This window comes from Treponema sp. HNW, assembly GCF_050320395.1.
Lineage (GTDB): Bacteria > Spirochaetota > Spirochaetia > Treponematales > Treponemataceae > Treponema_C.
Window position 1 is genome coordinate 728,515 of sequence record NZ_CP144459.1, and the last position, 24,098, is coordinate 752,612.

Consider the following 24,098-nt stretch of genomic DNA (forward strand, 5'->3'; position numbering starts at 1 on the left):
TTTTATGTTTTCTCACGATTCTTACCGATAGTATAACTTTTTATCAAAAAAGTTCCAATTGTTTTTGCTGTGTATTTTCAAGGTTATTTAAGTATTTGAATATTTTGCCGACGTTATGCTCAATGCCGTGGGCTTTGCATGTGCGGCGGAAAACGGACATCAATTCGGTGTTGTGCGGGCTCATAACCGAATAGCTGTCGCCATAGATTTTAATATATGTTTTTTTTAAGCCGGGAAAATGCGCGTCCAGTTTTTTGTAAAAATATTCGCGGTTTCCGGCACGCAAAGTTACTCCCATACCGAAGCAGATAATGCCGCGTACCTTCGCTTCTATGCAGCGGTTTAAAATGCCTTCGATGTTTTCTTTTGTGTCGGTTATAAAAGGTAAAATCGGGGTCAGCCATACCACAGTCGGAATGCCTGCCTCATGTAAGGTTTTCAGTGCGGTAAAGCGCTCTCTTGTCGGGGCGACATTCGGTTCGATGATTTTACACAAGGCATCATCGCAGGCGGTAAGTGTCATTTGAACAACGCATTTTGCTTTTTGATTGACGGCCTGCAAAAGGTTAAGGTCACGCAAAACTGACGGCGATTTGGTAATCAGGGTAAAACCGAAGCCGTAGCGCTGTACAATTTCAAGAGCCTTTCGCGTCATGCCGAGCCTTTGTTCAAGCGGCATATAGGGGTCGCTCATTGAGCCCGTACCGATCATGCATTTGGCTCGCTTTCGGCGAAGCGTATCTTCCAATAATTCAAGTGCGTTTTCTTTTACTTCGACATCTTCAAAAGCGTGCTTCATTCCGTAACATTCGCTTCTTGAATCGCAGTAAATACATCCGTGGGTACAACCGCGGTATATGTTCATACCGTTTTTTGCCGACAAAATTCCTTTTGCTTTTACAAAGTGCATAGCTTCAGTATAGCACAAAAACCTGTCAGGGTGTGTCCGGTTTGAAAAAATAAATATCAAAGGAAGCCTGTCCGGCAGGATGTCGGCGGACATTCGCTTAAACGGTACAATTTGGAATTATTGTTAGGAGATTCCATTCAAATAACAATTAAAATAAGTCATCTCTCTATAAATTTTTAGATTTCCGCGATTTTCAAATGCAGACTTCCAACTTTTTCTGTAATTCTGAATTTTTCCACTTTCATCGATATAACTATGATTTATTATCTCCGTGACATCTGAAAATTCATAATTATCCGGAAGTTCAAAAAAATCAAAGGAGAATGTTGTTCCGAAGTTAAAATAATTTCCATCCGACATTCTTAAAACAAAACCAGTCCAGCTCATTAGAGTTTCTTCATGTATTTTCTTGAATAATTCAAGAGGAAATGCATTCCGGCTTTTCTTAAGTTGTATAATTTCATTTGAAGTAATTACATTTTGTTTTGTCAAAAAATGACGCACTATTTCATTATATGGATTTTTTGAGTATTTTAAAATTCCTTTCTTTTTGCGCTCTTCTTCAAAACGTTTTATTGCCAAATCCGTAATTTTTTTTGTATTCAAAAATTGAACACACGGAATTACCAAATTTCCGTTTAATGTAACAGTCGCCTGATATTTTTTTCCATAAATATTATCTTCAAGCGGTTTAATATTCTTTTTTAAAAAATCAATTATCGCAGTTTCTTTCATAAATCCGTCCTTTCGATAAAGAATCATAGTTATTTTCATTCCAATATCGGGCACACCGCCGTATCGCTGTCTAATATTTTTCGATTTTTAATTTCTTTATTCTTAACTCGTCACCAAATTCCATGTAATCGAAATAATGTAACGATGTATAATAGCCATTCTTTCCGGAAAAAACCGTATTTTACTATACTTTACTTTTTCTGATTCGTTTAATATTTAAATTCATTATATGCCTTCCGATATATCTGTAGGCAATTTTTTTTATAAACGAAATTTCCTGGTGATGTTCTTTTAATAACTCATCCGGTGAATCATATATCCCAAAATCTTGATTTATTCCTTCACTTTGAATGTATGTATTATTTGCATTAAAATCTATTATAGGATTCTTAAAGTCCTTCACAGCAACTCCATACCCGCAAAAGCTGCCGTTGCATTCATTAAAAATATTTTGAAGTTTATTTAAATAAAGAACATCGAGAATAAATGCTTCCAATTCAAACCATATTTCATTATAAAAAACTTCCACCCAACTATGCAATATACTCGAAGGAGCATTTTTATATACTATTCCGCTCATTGCACCTTTTTGTAATTTTTTATCAATCGTAAAACCATGAATTCTGCAAGGAATATTACAAGCTCTTAACAAAGCCATAAATAAGATTCCTTTTGTATTACATTGTCCAAAGCCGTCTTTTAAAACTTTAGAAGCTGTTATTTTATCATCAGTATTATAACCGAATAATATTTCATCTCTGACAAAATTATAAATACTTTTTATACATTCTAATTGCCCTAACGTATTCCACTTTTTTTCTTTAATCAGTTTTTGTATTCTCTCATTCGAAAAATCCAATAAATCCGTTTCTTGTAGATATTTATTCATTGTTCTTTATCTCACTCTTATTTTTTAACGGTACGGATAACATTCCCTTAATCTGCAGCCGGGCATAGTCCCGTTTGTCGGCTTTGAAAACGGTGTTATGTGTTTTTTTCTACAAAAAATACATCTCAATCTATACCAAAATTAAATCGGGAATAAATTGAAAGTCCTTGATGTTTGTAGTATACAGCGGCAAACCTAATTCCAATGCAGTCGCACCAATCAAGGCATCCGGAATCAAAAGGCCGTGACTTTTACTATACTTTTCAATCAAACTTCTGGCTTTTACGGAAATCAATTCAGAAATTTCTACAATTTCAAAATCCGAAAAAGCTTTTTTTATAATATTGACTTCCCGCTTGTTCAAAGCACCGATCATTAACTCCATATAAGTAATAGAAGACATTCCCAAGCCTTGCCCTCTATCTTCTGCAAGTTTTTGCTGAACTGCAGTTTTTCCGCGAAGATAGTCTATAAGAACACATGTATCGCAAAGATAAATCATTAAAAACGTTCCCAAGCCTTAGTTCTTATTCCTTCAACGGAAATATCTCTGTCTTTCCATAATCCAAAGGCGGCATTAAAGTCAGAGGCTTCTCTTTTATGAGTTTTTACAGGTGAGTGTAAAGTCTTCACTATTTTATCAAGCAATCTTATTCTTTCGGCGTAAGAAAGCATATCAACTTGTTCTGAAAGTTGTTTAAAGGCTTGTTCAGACATGTCATACCCCCATTTCTTACAGTATACAACATTTTATAAAAAAAATCATTTTTTTTACCCGAATACTGTCCTTATCTTTCACTATCCCCCGCCGAATTACAAATCTTTGCAGTATTCATATATACTGTTTAAACTGCCGTCGATTTTTTGTTTTATCAATTCAAACGGATAAACCGTTCTGCCTTTTTTGTGCATAAGCGGAATATTGTCTTTGAATTTCCAGCGGTAATGTTTGGCATGGCGCAAAACCGTACCGGTAAAAGAGCCTGCACGAAGGATGAGTTCCGTATCGCTCAATAAGCTTTCGGCAGGGTAGAGGCTCTTTTTCTTTTCAAGATATAAATCAACCGCTTTTAAACCGTCGATTGAACCGATCCCCGTTTCGTAAGTTCTCACCAGTTCGCCAAGCATTTCACCGGCCGTGTAGTCAATCAGTGCTCTTCCCCGTAATGTTCCTTTGCGCCGTTGTTTATCGTATCGGCGTCCCATAAAAAGCATCAGCACTGCCGTTACCGAAATTGTGAGCGAAGTTATAATCACCATATCGAATAAAAACGATAGCATATTTTTATCTCCTTTCAAACCGGTTCAAGCTGTGCCTCGGCTGTCTTTTTTAATTTGAGAAAAATCTCTTTATCTTTTAAATCGTCAACCGGATAAAACATCTTAATTCTCCTCTTTTTCGGATAAAAATCTTTTTAGCATAAAGGTCAAAAAATACGGAATCGTATAAAAGCTTCCGTTAAAACCGATATTTTTGGCGCAGAGTTTTATACCGTAACGTATATCGGCATATTTTTTCTGTCGTATTAAATTGTTTAATGACGCCGTTGCGCCGTCCCGTGCTTTAACTTCTACGGGAATAAGGGACGTTTTATCGCGGACAAAAAAATCCATCTCAATAGTCGATTTTTCATTTTTATAAAAAAACAAATTATAGCCTGCACACACAAGCATTTGTGCGGCGATGTTTTCGAATACCGCTCCCTTATAGATATTGAAATTTTTATTTTTCCGCAAATCTTCTTGAGCCTCATCATCCAAAGATGCGATTAACAGTCCGGTATCGTGATAATACATTTTATATTTTGTATAATCGCAATTACCTTTGAGCGGCAGCTCGGGCCGGTTTAAACAATAACAGATATTTACAATACCGGCATCCTTGAGCCAATCCGCAATTCCGATATAGTCGCGGCTGCGTGCATGGGGGGCAACCTTTGATATGTGAAACTTTTTATTTTCCTGCCCTAAAAAAACGGGAATGCTTCGATATACGTTCAAAATCTTCGCCTTATCCAAACCCGCCGCGTATTTTGTAATATCTTCTTCATAACCGCGTAAAAGCATTCTTTGAAGTTTTAGGCATCCCGAATAATTTTTTTGTTCTATAAAAGTTTTTACGACTGCGGGCATACCGCCCGTTACAAGATAGTCTTTAAAACATTCCGATAACACGTTGAACTGCACGTCGGGGATCGCGCGGACGTTTTTCAAATATCCGTATATATCTTCAATTTGATTTTTCCTATATCCCTTTGCCCACAGGAATTCTTCAAAATCCATAGCATACATTTGGTATTCTTCTTTATAGCCGACACTGTTCGATTCTATTGCCTGATAACTGATCCCCATCAGCGACCCCGAACAAATCACGTCATAACGCCCGTCTTCTTTGAACGATTTAAGGCTTGTCGCACAGTTGGGCAGGGCTTGCAGCTCATCAAAAAAAATCAGCGTTTTTCCCGGTTCAAAAATGAAGTCCGGGTTGATAAAGGACATATTTTTTATGATAGTATCAACGGCAAAGCCCTGATCAAAAATACTGCGGAATTCGGTTTGCAGGGCGAAATTGATTTCTACAAGGTGTGTATAATTTTTATGTGCAAATATTCGGATGGATGCGGTTTTGCCGACCTGCCGGGCACCCTTTACAATCAGCGGTAATTTTTTTGTTCTGTTTTTCCATTCTTTGAGAAATCCGTCGATTTTTCTCTTTAAGATTCTTTTCATCTTTTCCCTTTCGCTTTATTATATCACCGAATTCCTGCTCTTTCAAGCTTATTTTTCACAAAATTCCGGCATTTAAACGCTTGTTTTTCACAAAATTCCTATATTTTTCTTCTTGTTTTTCACAAAATTCCGAATAGTATAGTTTTATTTCGGGCGGCTGAACCGGGCTTTTCAAGACCTTCGCGGAAAATATTGTATAACCGTACGTCCGGCACGGAAGGCACAATGTTATGGAACAATCGGCGCAAAACCGATATACTGGAGCATGGAAAAAACTATGAGCGGAAAAAAAGCTTTACGTATACGGATCCGAGGGCGAGTGCAGGGAGTGGGATTCAGATATTGGACGCTGCTTCTTGCCCGGAGGCTGAATATAAAAGGTGAGGTGCGCAATCTGAGCGATTATTCGGTTCAAGTGTGCGCCGAAGCAGATGAGCGCATTTTGGAACATTTTATTTCACAGCTGCGCGAAGGTCCGCCTCATGCCCGCGTCGATAAACTCATTGCGGAACCTGTAAACCTTTCAGACTATGCCGATTTTACGATAGAAGGATAGGGGGAAAACTTAAAACTTTATGAATTCCGTAAAATCCGTTTGAAGCCGCTTTATTTTTTTCCGACCAGGAGGGTTGACCCCGACAGCAACAGCACCTTTGCTTCGGCAGGCGTCATAAAAAGTCCTTGCGCCGTATCGATAAGTTCGGCTTTTTCATAGCCCTGCTTTTTTAAGGTTTCGATAAAAGCTTGCATATCGCCGTAGCGGGCGCTTGACATTAAATCGTGAATCGCAAAGGTGCCGCCCTTTTTTAAAACGCGCAGCGTTTCCAAAAGCAGCTGCTGCCTGTCGCTTACGGGAATATTGTGATACACATAGTTGCTTGTAACCGCATCGAAGGTTTCATCTTTATAGTCGAGTTTTACCGCATTTCCTTGTACAAAATCGGTGTTGGACACCCCTTCGGCTGCGGCGTTTTTTTCGCACAAGGGTTTATTAAATGACGCGTATTCTTTACCCCAGCGGTCAAGGCCGGTCATAAAGGCGTCAGGATTTTTTTTCGCACATGCGATGGTTAAAGCGCCGCTTCCGCAGCCTACGTCCAAGCCCCTGCCGCCTTTCGGAAGGCTGACGTATTCCGCAATACCCTGTATAATCCGGCGCGAAAGCTGTCGTTTACCGTTATATGAAAAAGCGCAGTATGCGTTGACTGCCCATGCGGTAAAGAGGGCACAGGCTGTAAATGCCGCCGCGGATACAATGCCGGCTATTATGCGGCCTATACCGGCCGTTGCGATACCGCATATACCGAAGATAACAAGGCATGCAAGGGTAAGGCCGCTCAATACGAAAAGAACATATAACATCCCCTTCGGAACCCAATTTTTATAATCCGCCGTCATTGTAACCTCCTTATTCCAAGCGCCGCAGATTCTTATTTGCGTTTCATAAGGCCTGAAATACTTAAAACTTTATTTTCAAGCGCAAATTTTAAATCACCTTCATAGTGATAAGCCGCAGCCGGATTAAAAGAATCCTGTACAAGTTTGACTTTATTCCAATCCAAATCGGACATTTTTGCAGGGTTTCCTCCCGCTTTTACGTATTCAGGTTTGATTGCAAATCCGCTATCCGTTTTTTCGGCAATATCTTTTGCACATTTTGAGCCGGTCAAAAGATTAAAATTTCCTTTTTTATCGGTTTTTAATTCGTATGCGGTTGTTTTACGAATAAAACGGACCGTTATAATACCCGCATTTTGCGTTACCTGTAATGCATGACTATCGGTCAGCTTCCAATCCGCAACTGCGAATAAAAACAATCCGCGCAAGCCGGCAGGCATGGCGGCTTTTTTGTCGGAAGCGGGATCGGCATAGCGGACGGCGTTGAATGCCTTTGTCGACCCCTTTAAGCTGGCTCCCGAAGCGGCATCAAACGAATCCCTTACTTCGGCTTGGCTGCCGGCTTTCCAGGAAAAATTATTCAGCGCATAATTTTCTTTTGCGGTGTCCAGTTTCCAGTTTATGCGCACCTCCGCCGAAGCGTCGGCTGCAAACAGGGAAGCGGAAACAAAAAGCATACATACTGCGGAAAGAGTCAATCCGAGTTTTTTCATATAGAGCTCCTTACATAAAAATATAAAAGACCGGCCCCTTTGTTCCGGAATCTTTAACGCGGTTTTTTTGTTAGTTATAACTAATATTAGCCGAAGAAAACAACCGTGTCAACAGAATTTAAAAAATAAACGGATAAGAGGCCGATAAAAATAAAAATATGAGGTATTAAAAAAGGGCGGCCGAAAAAGTCAAATCTTTTTCGACAGCCCCGGCTGCACAAAAAGTATCCGGCTTTTTATACAACCTTAATTACGTCCTCGACCAGTTTTAATACCTTGGTCGGACAGCCGCTGACGCACTGACCGCAGGAGGTACATTTTTCATAATCTACAAGGGGAATGCCGTTTGTAACGACAATCGCCTGCACGGGGCATACCTTTTCGCACTTGCCGCATTTGATACAGGCGGCTTTACACTGCTTCATAAGGATTGCCTTGTTTGTGTTGCGGTTGGAGCAAAGCGCAACGGCTCCCTTACGCTGTACGGGGACGGTCGATAAAATCGACTGAGGACAGGCTTTTACGCACATGCCGCAGCCCGTGCATTTTTCGTAATCCACATGGGGAAGACCGTCTTCTTCGATATGAATGGCGTCGAATACGCACACCGCCGTACAATCGCCCAAACCGTAACAGCCGTATGAGCACATTTTGGTGCCGTTAATGCCCACCGTTTTTGCGGCGGCACAGCTTTTTACGCCCGTGTATTCACCGCGGTTTGCGGCACAGCCCTTTGCTCCCTGGCATGCGCGTACCGCAACCGTTTTTTCGGCTGCGGCCGAAACGCCCATAATTTCGCCGACCGCCTTTGCCGTATCGGCACCGCCTGCGGCACATCCGTTTACGGGAGCTTCTCCGCGGGCAACCGCTTCGGCAAAACCGTCGCAGCCCGGATATCCGCAGGCGCCGCAGTTTGCACCGGGCAAGGCTTCGCGTACCTGCGCAACCTTTTCGTCTACGGGAACGTGAAATACTTTTTTAAAAAAGCCCAACAAAAAGCCCAACAAAAGGGCGGTGCCGAATGAAACGGCTAAGGTATACAGTATAATTGTCATGTCGTCCGCCTTACTTTATAAGCCCTGAGAAACCGCCGAAAGCTAAGGATAAAAGTCCCGCCGTAACGAATAATACCGGAGTACCCTTCATAAAAGCCGGAACATCGGATGTTCTCATCCGTTCGCGTACACCGGCCATCAATACGAGGGCGATTAAAAAGCCCGCTGCCGAACCTGCGGCATATACGAGGGACTGCAAAAAGCCGTAGCCCTTTGCAATGGTGTTTAAAGTTACCGCAAGGATGGCGCAGTTCGTTGTGATGAGGGCCAAATATACACCCATCGAACTGTACAGGGCGGGTGCCGATTTTTTTAAGTAAAATTCAACCAATTGAACGAGGGAGGCTATAACCAAAATAAAAATCAGGGTTTGCAAAAAGCCCAAGCCCAGCGGGTTCAAAAGATAGGTGTACAGGGGGTAGGTAACCGCCGTCGCCAAAACCATAACGAAGGACGTCGCCGCTCCCATACCGACGGCTTTGCCAGTGTCGGAAGTCATACCGATAAAGGGACAGAGCGCCAAAAATTGAATAAAGACGACATTGTCTATAAGCATTGATTTAAGGAAGATTTTTCCCAATTCCAAATCGGTCATTATGCAGCTCCTTTTTCGGCTTTTGCTTCTTTTGCCGATTTTGCGGCTTTTATGCGTTCGGCAAGGGTACGGAATGCCCGCGTTACCGCGATAAACAGGGCGAATACGAAAAATCCGCCGGGCGCGGCTTTAAAAAAGCCGATTGTGTACTCTTTCGGGATAACCGGCATACCGAAAAAAGTTCCGGCACCGAAAAATTCGCGCACAATCGAAATGCCGACGAGTACCCATAAATAACCGAAGCCCATGCCGAGCGCGTCCAAAAAGGACTGCCCTACACCGCGCTTTGATGCAAAGGATTCCACGCGCCCCATAATAATACAGTTTACGACGATAAGCGGAATAAAGACTCCCATCGATTCCGAAAGCGCGGGAAAATATGCCTGCATAATCAAATCGACAATCGTAACGAATGTTGCGATAACGATGATAAAAATCGGAATGCGGATTGAATCGGGAATCAGTTTCCGAAATAAGCTGATAATGATTTCGCTCATAACCAATACAAAGGTCATGGCGGCTCCCATTCCCAAACCGTTGAATACGTTGACCGTAACGGCAAGGGAAGAACACAAGCCGATCATTAAAACCAGCAGGGGGTTTTCCTTCACAATACCGTTTGTCAATATTTTTAAGTGTGTGTTCATACCGTTCTCCCTTAATTTCCGCCCTGTGCGCTTAAAGCCGCAACGGCTTGCGCGGCGCCCGCTTTGACCATATCGGTGATTGCAGCGGAGGTTATTGTAGCGCCGCTTAAAGCGTCTATCCCTTCGTTGACGGCAAAGGCTTCGTCCGCACTTTTACCGGTAAATTGTTCATAAAAATCTTTTTCCAAGGCCCGCATGCCGATATTCGGCGTGTCGTTCAATTCGGTAATGCGGCAGCCGATAATCGTGCGCTCGGTATTTACCGCGGTAAGAACGCTTGCCTGCGCATCATGGAAACTCGGGCCGCTTACCGATGCCATGGCTCCGATAATTTTTCCGCCTGCGGAAACCGTCCATACCTTGTTTACGGTCATGCTTCCCGCCTGTGTTTCTGCGACTTCGGGCACTTCCGTATATACGGGTTTTTCCGCTCCTTCTTCAACGGGGAAGAGTTCCTCAAAGGCGGTGTCGAAGTCGAATACCGAGGGGGCCGCTTCCACAACGGGAGCACCACCGGTTCCTGCCTGTCCGCCGTGGTTTTTTGCAAGATAATCGCCTGCAGCCCAAACGGCATAGTTTATAATATTAGCAACTCCCTTGGTGGTAATCGTTGCACCGCTTAAACCGTCAAAATCGGTCCCCGCCGCGAGGGTGTTTTGGGCGGCCAGTCCTTTAAATTGATCGGTAAATTCCGGTTCCGCCGCCCTCTGACCGAAGCCGGGCGTGTCCGTAAGACTTAAAAACTGAATACCGGTTATCGTCCGGTTTAAATCCAATCCGACAAGCATAACCGCCTTGTCGTAGGTGGCTCCCGCAGCTTCGATAACCGCTCCGATAACTTTTCCGTCTTTTTGGGCGGTATGTACGGCGTTTATGTTTACGGCGCTTGCAGGGTCTTTTTCAAAATCGGAAGCGGGGCTGAAGGTGTCGGCATCTTCAAAAACGATTTTCATACCCGCGCTTGCCTTTGCCTGTTTTGCCGCTTCAATTGCCGGAGCGGTAAGGTTATATACCAGTGCCAGAGAAACGCAGGCTACCGATGCATAGGCTGCCAGTACAAAGCCCAATTTTATAATTTGCTTCATTTCGCTTCTCCTTTGCCGGTCTTATTTTTTTTAGCGGCGAAAAGCTTGGGGTGGCCGTATTTGCGCTCCGTAAGTTTGGTTAAAAAGGGCGTTAACGCATTCATAATAAGAATACTGAACATAACGCCTTCGGGGTAGCCGCCGAACTGCCGGATTAAAAAGGTTATTAAACCGCAGAGCGCTCCGAATACAAAGCGGCCGTAAGACGTTACGGGGACTGTCGTATAATCGGTTGCCATAAAAACGGCGCCGAACAATAAACCGCCGGTTAAAACCGAAGCGATAATATCCGTTCCCGCCAAAAATGAAGGTACCGCGGTACAGATAATCATCGCCAGGGGCGCTCTCCAGTCTATAATCTTTGTTACAAGCAAAAAGACGGCGGCGAGCAAAATAAGGGCTGCCGATGTTTCTCCGATACAGCCTGCGCTGTTTCCGGTAAAATAGGGTACATAATCTTCTGCGGAAAAATAAGCGAATCCTTCTTTCATATCCGAAAGAATTGTCGCCGAACTTACCGCATCGGTTGCCGGGTCTATCCAGTTTGACCCCATAGCCGCCGGAAAGCTGGTAAACAAAAAGGCGCGTCCGACCAGGGCGGGATTGAATACGTTCGAGCCGATACCGCCGAAAAATTCTTTTGCAACGACAATTGCAAAAAAAGCACCCAAAATAACCATCCAAACCGGCATTTCCGGCGGAAGGGTTAATGCAAAAAGAAGTCCGGTAACGATTGCCGAACCGTCTTTTATGCGGATAGGGCGCTTAAACGCGAGTTGTATTAAAATTTCAAAGACAACGCAGGAGACCACCGAAACCGCAACGGTAATCAGTGCCGGAATACCGAAAAGTATAACGCCGTATACCGCCAAGGGTAAAAGGGCGATAATAACCGCAAGCATAATGCGGGTTGTATTGATTGCCGAACTGAAATGCGGGTTCGGCGAAATGTATATTTCGTTTTTGTCCAAAGCTGCCGCCATTAATTACCTCCCTGTGTGCTTTTTGCCGCCTGTTTTGCTTTTTCCGCCCGCAGCAGCTGTTTACCGGCACGGAAACGCTGTACAAGCTTTATGTGCGCGGGGCAAATCCACGCACAGCTTCCGCATTCGGTACAATCGGGAAGACCGTAGCGTACCGCATTGTGCAAATCCGACGCCTGCAGCGATTTTGACATCATCACGGGGACAAGGCGGCAGGGACATACTTTGACGCAGCGTCCGCAGTTAATACAGGGGCCTTCTTCATATAAAGAGGTTTCTTTATCGGTGAGAAATAACACGCCGTTTGTGTTTTTTTGAATGGGGAAGTCCGCACTTTGCATCGCAAAGCCCATCATCGGACCTCCGACCGTAATCTTTTTTACACCTTCTTTTAATTCTATCTGTTCGGGGATGAGGTCTCCTGCAAGGGTACCGACCGGAACAACGAGGTTTTTCGGGGTAGCGCATGCACCGCCTGAAACGGTTACCGTACGGTCGATAAGGGGTTTCCCTTCGCGGAAAGCCTCGGAAATAGCCTTTGCCGTTCCTACGTTATGGATAATACAGCCTATATCGCAGGGGAGGCCCCCTGCAGGAATTTCGCGTCCTACGGCCGCAGTGATAATGCTTTTTTCACCGCCTTGAGGATACTTTGTTTTACACAACGATATGCCGATTTTTTCGCCGTAACCGGCTTTTTCTATCGCTTCGGTAAGTTGGGGAATAACCGAAGCTTTATTGTCTTCCAATACGATAATGCCGCTTTGAGCCTGTGTAATATGCATAATGATGGCGGTTCCGTCGATAACCTTTTCGGGGCTTTCGAGCATGGTGCGGAAGTCTACCGTAAGATAGGGTTCGCATTCGGCCGCATTGATTAACACGCAGTCTATGATTTTTCCGGCAGGCGGATTCAGTTTAACGTGGGTCGGAAAAGCGGCTCCCCCCATACCCACAATGCCCGCATCGCGTACGCGCTTTAGAGCTTCGTCCTTCGTACATGAAAAAGGATCAAGGGGGGGCATAAAATCCGTTGCATCGGAATCGTTACAGGCGATAACGATACAGGGGCAGTCATAATTGCCCGCCGTTAAACGGTTTTCAATCTTTTTGACCGTGCCGGAAACCGAAGAATGAACCGGTACCGACATATAAGCGTCCGACGCTGCAATCTTTTGTCCGCGGACCACGGTGTCTCCGACAGCTACGACGGGCTGATTCGGGGCACCTCCCTGGGTTACGGGAATGCTGACGGTTTTGGTTGAAGGAAAGGCCGGCTGAAGCGGGGAATCCTCAGTCGGCTCCTTGTACTCCGGCGGATGAACTCCGCCTTTAAAAGTGTGCGTATTCATAACCGCTATTGTATTATCTAATAAGGTTTCGGTCAATTCCCGCCGGGGCGGGGATTGGAAAAAAAACGCAATTATACTATATTGTAAGTAATGTCAGGAGGCATTTGTTATGAATCTGAAAAAAAATAAAGCTTTGAAGATAGCTGCGGTTTTACTGTGTATATCCGCTGCGGCCGTCTTCGCTTATAATCCGCCGCCGCTCGGAGAATCTTTGTATTCGTTTACCTCTCCGTTTATGCTTTCCGCCGAGTCGGCGGCAGCAGGCGGCGCCTTGTCTCATATACATCCCGGCCATGTATCGGTAAATCCCGCCCTGCCTGCCGCGGAAGAAAGGGCCGTCATAGATGCGGCCTATACGGCTCTCATAGCGCCGCATCGAACGAAAAGTTACGGTCAAGCCGGAAATATCGGTACGATTATTCCGAGCCGTTACGGGGTTTTTACGGGTGCATTGCAGGGGGTGTTTGTTCCCTTTAACGATATGCTTTTGCAAAACTCGTTTACCGTCAGAGCCGCTTATGCAAAAGATATAACCGATTGGCTGTACGCAGGTATCGGTTTGTACGGGGGTTTCGGATCCGACTGGGCTTTGGCGGCGGATTTGGGCTTTGTATATTTGCCGGAAAAAATCACGTGGCTTCCCTTTATAAAAAAGCCGCGTATCGGAGCCGCACTGACCGGTATGGGAAAAAATTACAAGCCCGAAACAATCGGGATAGACGGACTGCCTCATAAAATCACTTCTTTTCCGTCGATTTTTACCCCGCGTGCCGGATTTTCGGGAACCCTGTTTGAGTTAAAGCATTTTTCAGGCGGTTTTTCGATGGATATTTCGTTTCCGTTTTTCCAAAACCTCGTATTCGATACCGGATTGCAATTTTTAATTGCCGATACCGCTTGTCTTTCGGCCGGCTGGCAGTTCAATCTGCGTGAAGCGATGGCAAAAACCGCTTCATGGTATCCGTCCGTTTCCTTGAGTATTAAATTCGGCTTTACAAGCAAAGACGAATCGATTTTAAGCAAAAGAGGCTGGCAGCAAAGCGAAATGATTGTATCGGGTGCATATAGGCCGCTGAAGAAAAATATCCATGCCGTTTCCGGAGGGGCAGCCCTGTACTTAGGCTTAAAAGATACCGCCGCTCCCGAAATTATCTTGTGGGGGGAATGATGAATAAAACCGACAAAGCCGTTAAAACGTTTATCGGCACCTTTATATTTTTTATGTTGTACACTGCAGGTTCCGCCTTTGCCGCGGAAAATAAAGTCGTCTATATTTCTCCGAACAACGACGGTGTTCAGGATGAATTGGTTGTTCCGCTGAAAATAAGCGACAAAAGTTATGTCAGCGAGTGGGCTTTTATCGTTACCGACGATACGGGAACGACGGTACGCACGATAGGCAACAAAGAAGTCAGACCCGAAAAGCTCACCTTTAAAACTTTTTTTAAACAGCTTTTTAAACCGAAAGAAGGAATTTTGATTCCGCCTGCCGTAATATGGAACGGTATTACCGACTCCGGACAAACCGCAGCCGACGGTACCTATTTTTATTATGTAACGGCTTCCGACTATAACGGCAATCTGAATAAAACACCCTTGTATACGGTGATAGTGGATAATACGGAGCCTGAAATAGAATTGGTCCAGCCTTCCGAATCGGTAAAAACCTTCGGTGCGGGTAATAAACCCGAAATTGCAATCAAACAAAGCGGTTCCGCCGAAGATTTATGGCAGGCCGAAATCGTCGATAATACCGGAAAGGTCGTAAGAAATTTTTCATGGAAAAATACGGCGCCTGAAACCTGTATATGGGACGGAAAAAACAACGAAGGTATTGCGGTAGGCGAGGGTGTATATACCTACCGCATTTTTGCCGCCGACAGGGCAGGGAACGTTTCGGCTCCCGCACAGGTAACCAATATTATTTACGATGCCGTTCCCCGGTCCGTAAATATGACGGTTGCCGGAAGTCCCTTTTCGCCCAACGGCGACGGAGTAAAAGACAGCGTTGTGCTTACGCTTTCGATGCCCAATTCATCGGGTTTACTGAACTGGACGGTCGGCGTAAGGGATAAAAGCGGCACAAACCTGCGTACTTTTTCGGGAAAAGCGGTTCCTCCTTCTTCCGTGGAATTCGACGGTAAAAGCGATGCCGGTTCGGTTTTGCCCGACGGGGATTATCAGCTTGTATTTTCGGCCGCCTTTAATAACGGACAGGAATCACAGATTGCCCGTAATATTACCGTAGACAATACGCCGCCTTCAGCATCTGTTCGTGCCGAAGGCCTTATTTTCAGCCCGGACGGCGACGGCAGATTGGATACCTTAACCTTTTCTCAGGAAGGTTCAAAAGAAAAAGGATGGAGCGCAGTTGTAGCCGATGAAACCGGTAAAACCGTTAAAAGCTGGAGCTTCGGTGAAACGCCGGCTTCTTCGGTTGTCTGGGACGGTACCGCCTCCGACGGCCGTATAATCGACGGCTTTTACACCTACAGCCTTTTTACAACCGACCTTGCCGGTAATACCGGTCGCTCTCAAACACCCGCCTTTGAGTTGAATACGGGAACTACCGAAGTTATTTTGGCTGTCGGCTCGGAAGCGTTCAGTCCGAACGGCGATAAAGTTATGGATACCATAAGCTTTACTCCGCGCGTTAAAACGGCGGCCGGTATTGCCTCCTATGAATTGAAAATTCTCGATTCATCGGGCAGAGCGGTTAAAACCTTCAGCGAAAAAAGAAATTTGCCCGGTTCGATAAACTGGAACGGTATCGGCGATGACGGAAAAGCCTGTGCCGACGGTATGTATACGGCTTCTTTGTATACCTTATCCAAAAACGGAAGCGAAGCCGTGTTTACGACAAAGCCTTTTGAATTGGATACGGTATATCCGAGTGCAGCGGTATCCGCCCCCTATACCTTGTTCAGTCCGAACGGTGACGGTCTTAAAGACAGCGTCGATGTGTCGGTCGAAACAAGCAGCGAAAAGTTGTGGACTGCCCTTATCACGGACAAGGCAAAAAATGAAGTCCGCTCGTTCAGCTGGACGGGGCAAGCGCTTGCATTTTCGTGGGACGGAAAAGACGAGGCGGGAAATACGGTTGCCGACGGTTCTTATACGCTCACTCTTTCAAGCACGGATGAGGCCGGCAACAAGGGAATCGCTTCCATAAATGATATACGGGTCGACAACCGCAGTGTAAAGCTTTTTGTAACCGCCGAGCGTGACGGCTTCAGTCCGAACGGTGACGGTTTTGCGGATAATCAGCAATTCAATTTACGCACAACATTGAATGAGGGAATCGAAAAATGGTCGTTTACCGTTAAAAATGCCGATTCCGGTACCCCGGTATACCGGCGTGACGGTAAAGCCGATGAAGCGCTTCCCGCCCTTATACAGTGGGACGGTACGGGCGTTGACGGCCGTATTGCCGAAGGTACTATGAGTGCGGTTTTGTCGGTGGATTATGCCAAGGGCGACAGTCTCAGCGCATCGACGGCCCCCTTCCTTTGCTCGGTAACGCCGCCCCGATTGACCGTGCGCACAACACCCGAATATTTCAGCCCCGATAATGACGGTGTTGACGATGACTTGTTTATCGCTTTGAAGGGAACGAGCGCGGTACCCTTTACCGGCTGGAGCTTTGAAATCAATGATCCGAATAACGGTAAAAATTTTTGGAAAACATCGGGTAAATCTTCGATAACCGAGCGCATTATTTGGGACGGCCGCGGTAACGGCGGCGAACTGGTTCAGTCGGCGGTGGATTATCCGTACAAATTTACCGTTACCGACAGTTTGGGTATGACATCAACCGTTGAAGGCATTATTTCGGTTGACGTTCTCGTTATCCGTATGGGCGATGTGCTTAAAATGCAGGTGCCTTCGATTATATTCCGCAGCGACAATGCCGACTTTGCAGGAAAGGATAAGGATCCCAAGCGCGGCTTGGACCAAAGGATTATAGACAACAACTACCGCGTATTAAAGCGTATTGCCCAAATCCTTGAAAAATTCCGCGATTACAATGTAACGATTGAAGGTCATGCAAACAATATCAGCGGAACTGAAAAAGAAGAAACATCGACGGAAAACGGAAACATTCCTCTGGTGCCGCTTTCGGAACAGCGCGCCGCAACGGTTAAAGACATTCTCGTTTCATACGGGATCGCTTCTTCGCGCTTGACTACGGTCGGCCGAGGCGGACGTATGCCTGTTGCCGCACATTCGGACAGGGATAACTGGTGGAAAAACCGCCGTGTCGAGTTTATATTGAATAAATAGTCTTTTGCTTGAGTGCCTTTTGCTTCGATTGATATAACCGCAAAGGGCATTCGCTGCGGAGGGCATAAAACCGCGAAGGGCGCAGAGGGCGTAAGAAATGGGGGGACTTTCTATACGTTTTGATTTCTTTGCGTTCTTCGTGTGCCTGCGGTGATTGATTGCTCTGCGGTTTTTTCTGCGGGACTTATCTTACGCGGATAACCGAGGCCATGCGGCCGTCGGAAGTATATACGCGTTCGGGGTTTGTATCGTCGGCAAAGGCGCTCATCCCCTTGTAGTAGGAATAGTAATGTTCGCCCTTGGGCAGGGGAATTTCAAGACGGTAAAAGCCGGGACGCACTTCCTGCAGTTCGTAAATAAAAGAATCCCAGTTTGTAAAAGTTCCGCCGACCCGAATTTTTTGTCCGCTTTCTCCTTCATACACAAAACAAACGGTAGCTCCGTTTGTTACCGCACTGTGTGCTTCAATCGGTCTGTCTATAAAGAATTTCGATACCTGTAAGTTTAGGACTTCCGAAAATTCGCTTTCAGGATTTGCCGGGTCTGCTGTCCACAAACCGTCTATAACCAATCGGTATTTAATAAGACGTATATCTTGGGGAATCTTCATTATATAAAACAAAATGCCCGTATCCTTTGCTTTTTCATCTTCATCGGAATCTTGACGTATCAAACGCCTGAAAGAGTGAATGTGCCGGTAATTTTCAAAATCGAAGACGATGCCCGTATGCCGGGCAGCACCCGAAGCGGTGAATAATATGTAATCGCCTACCAATACCGGTGCTTGAACTCTTTTTATGTTTGCAATCAGGGCATCCTGCATGGTTTGGTTATCCGCAAACATATCGTAATCAAGCGCATAAACCCGGGAAAGCGATATAACAAAAAGCATAATAAAAAAGCGTTTCATTTGACTTTTTAAATATCGGTAATCGATTGGTAAAGGTTTAATAAAACAAGTTTTGTATTGCTTTATCGGGTAATAATATGGTAAAAATAAAGACAGGCGGCCTTTTCCGTACTTGCTTTAAAAAGAAAATAAAGCCCGTACAAAAAAAGCCGATGATATATATAAGCTAAAAACTGTATTATTGAGCGGGAGGAAAATCGTCGATAAGCTTCTTCCGCTACTTGTTATTATTAACTGTTGTGGGGTAAAATTAGAGAACAATGCCGGGAATAGATCAGCTGAAACAATTCGATAAAGATATTACCCCTGTAGGCGAAGAGCTTGAATTACGCAAAAAAAGCGGAACAACCCTTCCGACCTTTGCAATGCCCGAAAATGTCCCGGCTGCCGACGACTCCCTCGATTTCGAATTCGGTCTTCCCGTAAAAGAAGAACCGCAAGAACCCGGCGATGAGGCTTCCGAGGCGGGAGAACAAACGGCCGCTCCCGATGCAGCGGAAACCGCGGTACAGGATACGCCGGCAGACAGCACTCTCCCCGATGAAACTCCCATTCCGTCTCTCGATGACCTTGACCCCGATATAGCCGCTTTTTTAAGCGGTACCAAACCCCTTGCTCCGAAAGATACTCCTGCTCCGGAAGTAAACGAAGAGACGGCAGCTGATTTTGATATGCCCTCTTCGCCTGTCGGCGAAAATGCCCTTGATTCTTTCGATTCTTCCGGCTTGGACGGCCTTTTAGCTCAAATGGAGCAAAACGAGTCGAAAGCTTCCGAAATTTCCCCGGATACGGCCGGCGGTGAAACTTTTTCCGGCTTTGATGCTTTGTCGGAATCGGACGACGGCGGCTTTGATGCGCCGGGCGAAGGAGAGGAAAAAGAAGAAGAGATTTCTCTTTCATCGGCCCTTGACGATTTTGAAAGTTTTGACGACGCTTTTGCCGCACCTTCTCAAAGCCTTAGCGCCGATGACGGCATCCAAGCCGATTCGGCCGTAGGTGATGATTTATCCTTTGATTTAACGCCGCCCGAGGAGTCCGATGACGGCTTTGCGTCGGGATCGGCGGATTTTCCGAATCATTCGGAAGAATTCAATTTGAACGCCGATTTATCGGATGAGTTAAATGAAGGTTTTTCGCAAACTCCCGCTATGCTTCCGCAGGATATGCAAGATGCGGCAAAAGACTTCGATTTGGACGATGCCTTTTCTCAAGCCCTTGCAAGCGAAGAATCCGATGCCGAAGATTCATTCACTGATGATTTAGCGGATGCCGATGCTCCCGAAGACTTTCCGGATATTCCCGAATTCGATCCGGAGAGTACCAATCTTGACAGTTTTGAGATTCCCGGATTTTCCGATACGGTTACCGCTTCTACGGCTCCGGGGGCTTACGGCGCTCCCAGAAAAAAGGGTACCGAGGCCGAAGAAGATTTTGACAGAACCTATCTTAACGACAAAGAATATAAACTCTTTAGGGAAAACTTACATTCTTATCCGCTCAACCTGCGCATCGCAATACAGCAATTAATCGTAAAAAACGAATTTACCGATGCGGCGGTGATGGAAGTAATGTTCAAGGTTATAAAAAAAGTTCCGGCACGGCAGCTGGCCGCTCATTTAGGCAAGATGCTCGATACGGTAATCAGCGTACCCTTGAACTACGAGAGGCGGACGGCAGAGCAGTACGAGCTGTATAAAAAATCTTTGGAATATCAGCTTAAAAACCGCATTATTCCGGGTGCGATTGCCGCCGTTATTTTGGGTATTTTTATCTATATTTTATCTTATTTCGGATATACCTTTGTCTATCGTCCCTTAAAAGCCGAGTCTTTGTATAAAACCGGTTATAACCTTATTGAGCGCGACCTCTATGCTCAAGCGGAAACGAAATTTAACGAGGCGCTTACGTATAAGGTAAAAAAGCATTGGTTTTTTAAATATGCAAGGGCATACCGTGAAAAACGGCAGTACGGGCGTGCGGCCGTTATGTATGAACAGCTTATAAAACGCTTTAAATTCGATAAAAAGGCCGGATTGGAATACGCTTCAATGGAATTTGAAGATTTGGCGAATTATAAGCGTGCGGCCGAAATCGTTCGAAGACTTATTTTGGATCATCATATAAACGATAAGGATGCAATGCTCCTTTTGGGCGATATATATCTTGAGTGGGCTTCTGTCGTTCGCGATGAGATTGAAAAAGCGGAAAAAATCGAAGAAGCCCGTTTACAGTATTCAACCCTTATAAGCCTTTACGGCGCAAGCGATATTTACTTGGGACGTATGCTGCGCTATTTTATTCGTACCGATAATTTACGTGAAGTGCTTCCTTTAAAAGGCTATTTTACATCGAGTAAAAAAGTAACGCTTCCCGCTTCCGATTTAATCGAGCTGGGCGGTTATCTTTTGGAAAAACAATACGGTTATCTTCCGCCGGCCGATGAATATTTGCGCGGCTATATCGATAATGTAAAACGAATTTTGGAGAAGGGTATAAAGGCGGATCCTGCCATCCCCGAAGGGCACTATAACTTAAGCCGTTACTTTGTGCGAACGGGTAACTCCGAAGAAGCTAAAACCGCTTTAACCAATGCGTTGACGATGTTCGCGGCCGCAAAAAAGCAAAGCCACGGACGTACTTTAAAGTATATAGATACCTACCGTCTTTTGGGTGAACAGTATACGGCGACAAACGAGTATTTGCTTGCCGAGCAGGAATTTTCGGCCGGTATCGCCTTATTCGAGCAAAAAAAAGAAACCATAGGCTTACAGGGAAATAAAAATGTCGGTATCTTATACAGCGATATGGCGGATATCGATTATTTTATTTCCGGTGATATTCAAAACGCGTTCCGCAACTATAAACTTGCCGTTGCAAACGGGTATGATACGCCGTCAATACGTTACCGTATAGGCTTTGTGCAATATACCGACGGAAATTATGCCGAAGCCTTGGGCTCGTTTATTAAAACAGCATCGGAAGACCCTTTAAACCGCAACTTACTGCTTGCCTTGGGAAACGTTCTTTCAAACCGGGGAGATGAATCGGCGGCCCGCAGTTATTATGAGCGCCTTATAAATATTTTGGATGCCGACAAAAAACGGTTCGGAGTTGTGTTTCCGCAGGTTCGTGAAGACCACTACAGTCTTGTCGATTTATATTTAAAGGCTTCCAATAATTTGGGCGTAACCCTTTCCCGCCTTGCCGTGCAGACGGGTAATACGGCTTTGCAGGCTCAAGCCGTATTGTATTTTTCCGAATCTGCCCGTGCATGGGACGCCCTTACGCGCAATCAAAAAACAATGGTACGCCTTGAGGGCAGTAACCTGGCGGCACAAAATGTCAAATATATAACCTATCCGCGGCGTATGTTTGAACCGGCGATTTATGCGGCTATTCCTTCGGTTTTATACGGCGAAAGCGGCTTAAAGCAGTATGCATTGGAGTAAACATGTATGGACTGAAAGACGGTAAAGCCGATGTTATTGCCCGTAAATATATAAACGATATACGTAAAGAGATATTCAGAAAATCGATTCATCTCTGTTCGGCCCTCATCCCTTCTTTGCTTTTATGGTCAAAGGCCGCGGTTTTGTGGACCTTATGTGCGGTTTTGATTTTATACTGCATAGCCGAGTGGCTGCGGATAAAGGGACACTCGGTTTTTGTGGTTTCCAAAATAACGGAGACGGCGGCCCGTGCCCGTGACGGAGACCGCTTTGTGCTCGGGCCGGTAACCCTGGCGCTGGGAATATTGTGTACCGCGTTTTTTTTTGAACTTCCTGCAGCTGCTATAGGTATTTATGCCCTTGCTTTCGGCGACGGCTTGGCAAGTCTTTCCGGCAAACTTTTCGGTATGATTATTCTTCCCTGTTCGGCCGGCAAAACCGTTATGGGAAGCCTTACCTGCTTTACCGCCATCTTTATATCGTCCTGGGCCGTAAGCGGAAACAGTTTTGCCTCCCTTATGATTGCCATAGCGGGAACCGTAATCGAATTGATTCCTTTAAAAGATATAGATAATTTATTAATCCCCTTTATATTGGCATTCGCTGCCTCGTTTTGCTTCGGAATATAAGGGGTGCCGGAAAGCGGCTCGGCTTTTCAAGCTCTTCCGTGATTATTTCCACATATAGTAACGGTGCATATTTTTTAAAAAACGGACTGTGCCCGCAATCAAAAGGGCGGCCCCGCTTATAAGGAAGGCAAAACTTAAGCATTCCAAAAGCAGTATATAGCCGCAGCAAATAAAAAGAAAATTAAAAGAAGCTTTTTTATAGTCCGCCGATTCTTTGCTTTTTGAAGATAAAAGCAGGGCCAAAAAGGCGCAAATGCTGAAGATAATGCGGATGGTCGCAAGCAGGTCTTTTGAACCGAAATGTATGCGCATATAATCTTTTAGAACGCTTGTGTTGAGCGGAATGATGGTTGAAAAAATCAAAGCGCTGACGATGATAAGCCCCAAATATTTATCCGAGTCACGATTTTCCGAACCGGAGGCGATAACCGCCTGTATAATGATTGCAAGTAAAACTTCCATTTCGCCGAAAAAAGCCGCCTGTCCGATAAAGCGCAGAATGGTTGAATAACCCGCCGTTAAGCCGAACAGGGGAATGCACAGAGTAAAGGTTTCTCCCAAAAATCCTATCAAAAAGGCCGAAAAAAACAGCACTTCCAAACTCTGGGTTTTTTCAAAATTAAAATATATTGCAAAGCCTACGGCGGGAATAAACAGAGATAACAAAAAGCGGCTTAAAAAAACGGCCGGATAATTCGATATTATCGGTATAAACCAAAAAGAACGGACGGAAGGAATATCGAATAAAAAGTCGGCTTTTTGCGGCCCCTGTATTAAAATACGTATCAGTGCGATAACAAAAAACAGGGAACACAGAGAACTGAACACCGAAAAAAATAAAAGCAGTTTGTTTCGCGTATTTAAAGTCATAAGCCCAGCATAGCCTGATAATAAATTTATGTAAAGCCGCTTATGTAAAAAACCGATAATATAGTACGATGATGGAGTTAAAAATTCACGTGATTTTTGGCGTCCGTTATACAATTCAGTGTTGAGGGGATTATATGGCAAAACGGATTATTGCGGCGTTTTTATGTATATGTATAGGTGTATTGCTTTCGGCAGGCGATGCTGCAGCCTTTATCGACTTGGGCTTTTCAAAGGACAGCCGCGTGTATATGTTTGCCCAGCACGGAAGTATCGATAAAACGTGGAGAGGTTTTGCCGAGATTTACAGTGTCGATATTGCGAAAAACGACTATATCGATTCGGGCTGTTTTAAAATATCCGCTTCGGCACAAACGGAAGGCGTAAACGGCTCCGTTTTGTATGAGCGCCTCTTTGAAAAAAATGCTTCCTATATAAAAAATACCGCTCCCGTTCCGGCCGATTTAACGCATACCTTGTACATCAAAAACAAAAATAAAGCTTCCGTCGAAGAAATCGTATTTACCGATTTTGAAGGCTCGACAAAAGAAAATCCCGTGCTGTTTTATATAAAACTCATTCCCTGGTACGGGGGAAAATCGCCGTCTTCAAAGTCGTCGTTCTTTATCAGCGTCGAGCGCCGGGATAAAACGGGAAAGGTTTTATCCAAACAGGTTGCAGGAACCCCGGATATAAAACGAACGGGCGTTGTCGATTACACAATTGAAAAAATCGTGCGCTCTCCGGACGGTAAAAGTCTTGTATTTATTGTCGAAAAGAAAACTCAAACCGCCTCCGGCATGTCCGTGCGCTATATGGTAGAAACCCTGGTATTAAAATAAAAAGGGCTGCCGTAAAAGCGGTAAA

23 protein-coding genes are annotated in these 24,098 nt (G+C 44.9%); 6 read left to right on the forward strand and 17 right to left on the reverse strand.

Annotated features, from left to right (window positions below; translation table 11 throughout):
* Positions 1-43: 43 nt before the first annotated feature.
* The 7 genes from V1L52_RS03340 to V1L52_RS03370 all read right to left on the reverse strand — a co-directional run bounded on the left by V1L52_RS03340 (position 44) and on the right by V1L52_RS03370 (position 5,264).
* On the reverse strand, positions 44-910 hold the full coding sequence (locus V1L52_RS03340; RefSeq protein WP_428770888.1) for an SPL family radical SAM protein: 867 nt from the start codon (positions 908-910) through the stop codon (positions 44-46).
* Between the two features lie 123 nt (positions 911-1,033).
* Entirely contained in the window at positions 1,034-1,645 is a 612-nt protein-coding gene (locus V1L52_RS03345) for a hypothetical protein (RefSeq protein WP_428770889.1), read from the reverse strand.
* A gap of 184 nt (positions 1,646-1,829) precedes the next feature.
* Positions 1,830-2,534 (reverse strand): transglutaminase-like domain-containing protein, encoded by a 705-nt coding sequence (locus V1L52_RS03350; protein WP_428770890.1) that lies wholly within the window; start codon positions 2,532-2,534, stop codon positions 1,830-1,832.
* Between the two features lie 130 nt (positions 2,535-2,664).
* Entirely contained in the window at positions 2,665-3,036 is a 372-nt protein-coding gene (locus tag V1L52_RS03355) for a type II toxin-antitoxin system VapC family toxin (protein WP_428771856.1), read from the reverse strand.
* A complete protein-coding gene (locus V1L52_RS03360) occupies positions 3,036-3,251 on the reverse strand; it encodes a hypothetical protein (protein WP_428770891.1) in 216 nt (71 codons plus the stop codon). Before V1L52_RS03360 ends, V1L52_RS03355 begins: the two co-directional genes overlap by 1 nt.
* Positions 3,252-3,347: 96 nt before the next feature.
* Positions 3,348-3,815 (reverse strand): hypothetical protein, encoded by a 468-nt coding sequence (locus V1L52_RS03365; protein WP_428770892.1) that lies wholly within the window; start codon positions 3,813-3,815, stop codon positions 3,348-3,350.
* Between the two features lie 102 nt (positions 3,816-3,917).
* On the reverse strand, positions 3,918-5,264 hold the full coding sequence (locus V1L52_RS03370; protein ID WP_428770893.1) for an ATP-binding protein: 1,347 nt from the start codon (positions 5,262-5,264) through the stop codon (positions 3,918-3,920).
* A 265-nt stretch (positions 5,265-5,529) separates the two neighbouring features.
* Here V1L52_RS03370 and V1L52_RS03375 point away from each other — a divergent pair, with 265 nt between their 5' ends.
* Positions 5,530-5,820: an acylphosphatase gene (locus V1L52_RS03375; protein ID WP_428770894.1), complete on the forward strand. Its 291-nt coding sequence runs from the start codon at positions 5,530-5,532 to the stop codon at positions 5,818-5,820.
* 50 nt (positions 5,821-5,870) lie between these two features.
* Here the strand turns inward: V1L52_RS03375 and V1L52_RS03380 are convergent, their stop codons facing one another.
* The 8 genes from V1L52_RS03380 to rsxC form a co-directional block, all read right to left on the reverse strand.
* A complete protein-coding gene (locus V1L52_RS03380; protein WP_428770895.1) occupies positions 5,871-6,662 on the reverse strand; it encodes a class I SAM-dependent methyltransferase in 792 nt (263 codons plus the stop codon).
* 32 nt (positions 6,663-6,694) lie between these two features.
* Entirely contained in the window at positions 6,695-7,375 is a 681-nt protein-coding gene (locus V1L52_RS03385; protein ID WP_428770896.1) for a hypothetical protein, read from the reverse strand.
* 236 nt (positions 7,376-7,611) lie between these two features.
* Complete coding sequence (locus V1L52_RS03390; RefSeq protein WP_428770897.1) at positions 7,612-8,430, reverse strand: RnfABCDGE type electron transport complex subunit B; 819 nt, start codon at positions 8,428-8,430, stop codon at positions 7,612-7,614.
* 10 nt (positions 8,431-8,440) lie between these two features.
* Entirely contained in the window at positions 8,441-9,025 is a 585-nt protein-coding gene (locus V1L52_RS03395; RefSeq protein ID WP_428770898.1) for an electron transport complex protein RnfA, read from the reverse strand.
* The gene (gene rsxE / locus V1L52_RS03400) at positions 9,025-9,672 is read right to left on the reverse strand and encodes an electron transport complex subunit RsxE (protein ID WP_428770899.1); all 648 of its coding nucleotides are present in this window, start codon (positions 9,670-9,672) and stop codon (positions 9,025-9,027) included. Before rsxE ends, V1L52_RS03395 begins: the two co-directional genes overlap by 1 nt.
* Positions 9,673-9,683: 11 nt before the next feature.
* Positions 9,684-10,757: an FMN-binding protein gene (locus tag V1L52_RS03405; RefSeq protein WP_428770900.1), complete on the reverse strand. Its 1,074-nt coding sequence runs from the start codon at positions 10,755-10,757 to the stop codon at positions 9,684-9,686.
* Complete coding sequence (locus V1L52_RS03410) at positions 10,754-11,740, reverse strand: RnfABCDGE type electron transport complex subunit D (protein WP_428770901.1); 987 nt, start codon at positions 11,738-11,740, stop codon at positions 10,754-10,756. Before V1L52_RS03410 ends, V1L52_RS03405 begins: the two co-directional genes overlap by 4 nt.
* Complete coding sequence (gene rsxC / locus V1L52_RS03415) at positions 11,740-13,092, reverse strand: electron transport complex subunit RsxC (RefSeq protein ID WP_428770902.1); 1,353 nt, start codon at positions 13,090-13,092, stop codon at positions 11,740-11,742. The genes V1L52_RS03410 and rsxC overlap by 1 nt, the downstream gene beginning before the upstream one ends.
* A gap of 109 nt (positions 13,093-13,201) precedes the next feature.
* Here rsxC and V1L52_RS03420 point away from each other — a divergent pair, with 109 nt between their 5' ends.
* Together V1L52_RS03420 and V1L52_RS03425 are read left to right on the forward strand one after the other, a co-directional pair.
* Complete coding sequence (locus V1L52_RS03420; protein ID WP_428770903.1) at positions 13,202-14,260, forward strand: hypothetical protein; 1,059 nt, start codon at positions 13,202-13,204, stop codon at positions 14,258-14,260.
* Positions 14,260-17,376, forward strand: coding sequence for a FlgD immunoglobulin-like domain containing protein (locus tag V1L52_RS03425; protein WP_428770904.1), 3,117 nt, complete (start codon positions 14,260-14,262; stop codon positions 17,374-17,376). Before V1L52_RS03420 ends, V1L52_RS03425 begins: the two co-directional genes overlap by 1 nt.
* 184 nt (positions 17,377-17,560) lie before the next feature.
* On the opposite strand, the gene V1L52_RS03430 is transcribed toward V1L52_RS03425, so the two are convergent.
* Positions 17,561-18,286, reverse strand: coding sequence for a glycogen-binding domain-containing protein (locus tag V1L52_RS03430; protein ID WP_428770905.1), 726 nt, complete (start codon positions 18,284-18,286; stop codon positions 17,561-17,563).
* Positions 18,287-18,546: 260 nt separating this feature from the next.
* On the opposite strand from V1L52_RS03430, the gene flcA reads away from it, so the two are divergent.
* Positions 18,547-21,735 (forward strand): periplasmic flagellar collar protein FlcA, encoded by a 3,189-nt coding sequence (flcA, locus tag V1L52_RS03435; protein WP_428770906.1) that lies wholly within the window; start codon positions 18,547-18,549, stop codon positions 21,733-21,735.
* Between the two features lie 2 nt (positions 21,736-21,737).
* Positions 21,738-22,364, forward strand: coding sequence for a diacylglycerol/polyprenol kinase family protein (locus V1L52_RS03440; protein WP_428770907.1), 627 nt, complete (start codon positions 21,738-21,740; stop codon positions 22,362-22,364).
* A gap of 42 nt (positions 22,365-22,406) precedes the next feature.
* Here V1L52_RS03440 and V1L52_RS03445 read toward each other — a convergent pair whose 3' ends face one another.
* Positions 22,407-23,234 carry a hypothetical protein gene (locus V1L52_RS03445; RefSeq protein ID WP_428770908.1) on the reverse strand — a complete coding sequence of 276 codons (828 nt, stop codon included), beginning with the start codon at positions 23,232-23,234 and terminating at the stop codon, positions 22,407-22,409.
* Between the two features lie 134 nt (positions 23,235-23,368).
* Here V1L52_RS03445 and V1L52_RS03450 point away from each other — a divergent pair, with 134 nt between their 5' ends.
* A complete protein-coding gene (locus tag V1L52_RS03450; protein WP_428770909.1) occupies positions 23,369-24,073 on the forward strand; it encodes a DUF2259 domain-containing protein in 705 nt (234 codons plus the stop codon).
* Positions 24,074-24,098: the final 25 nt, after the last annotated feature.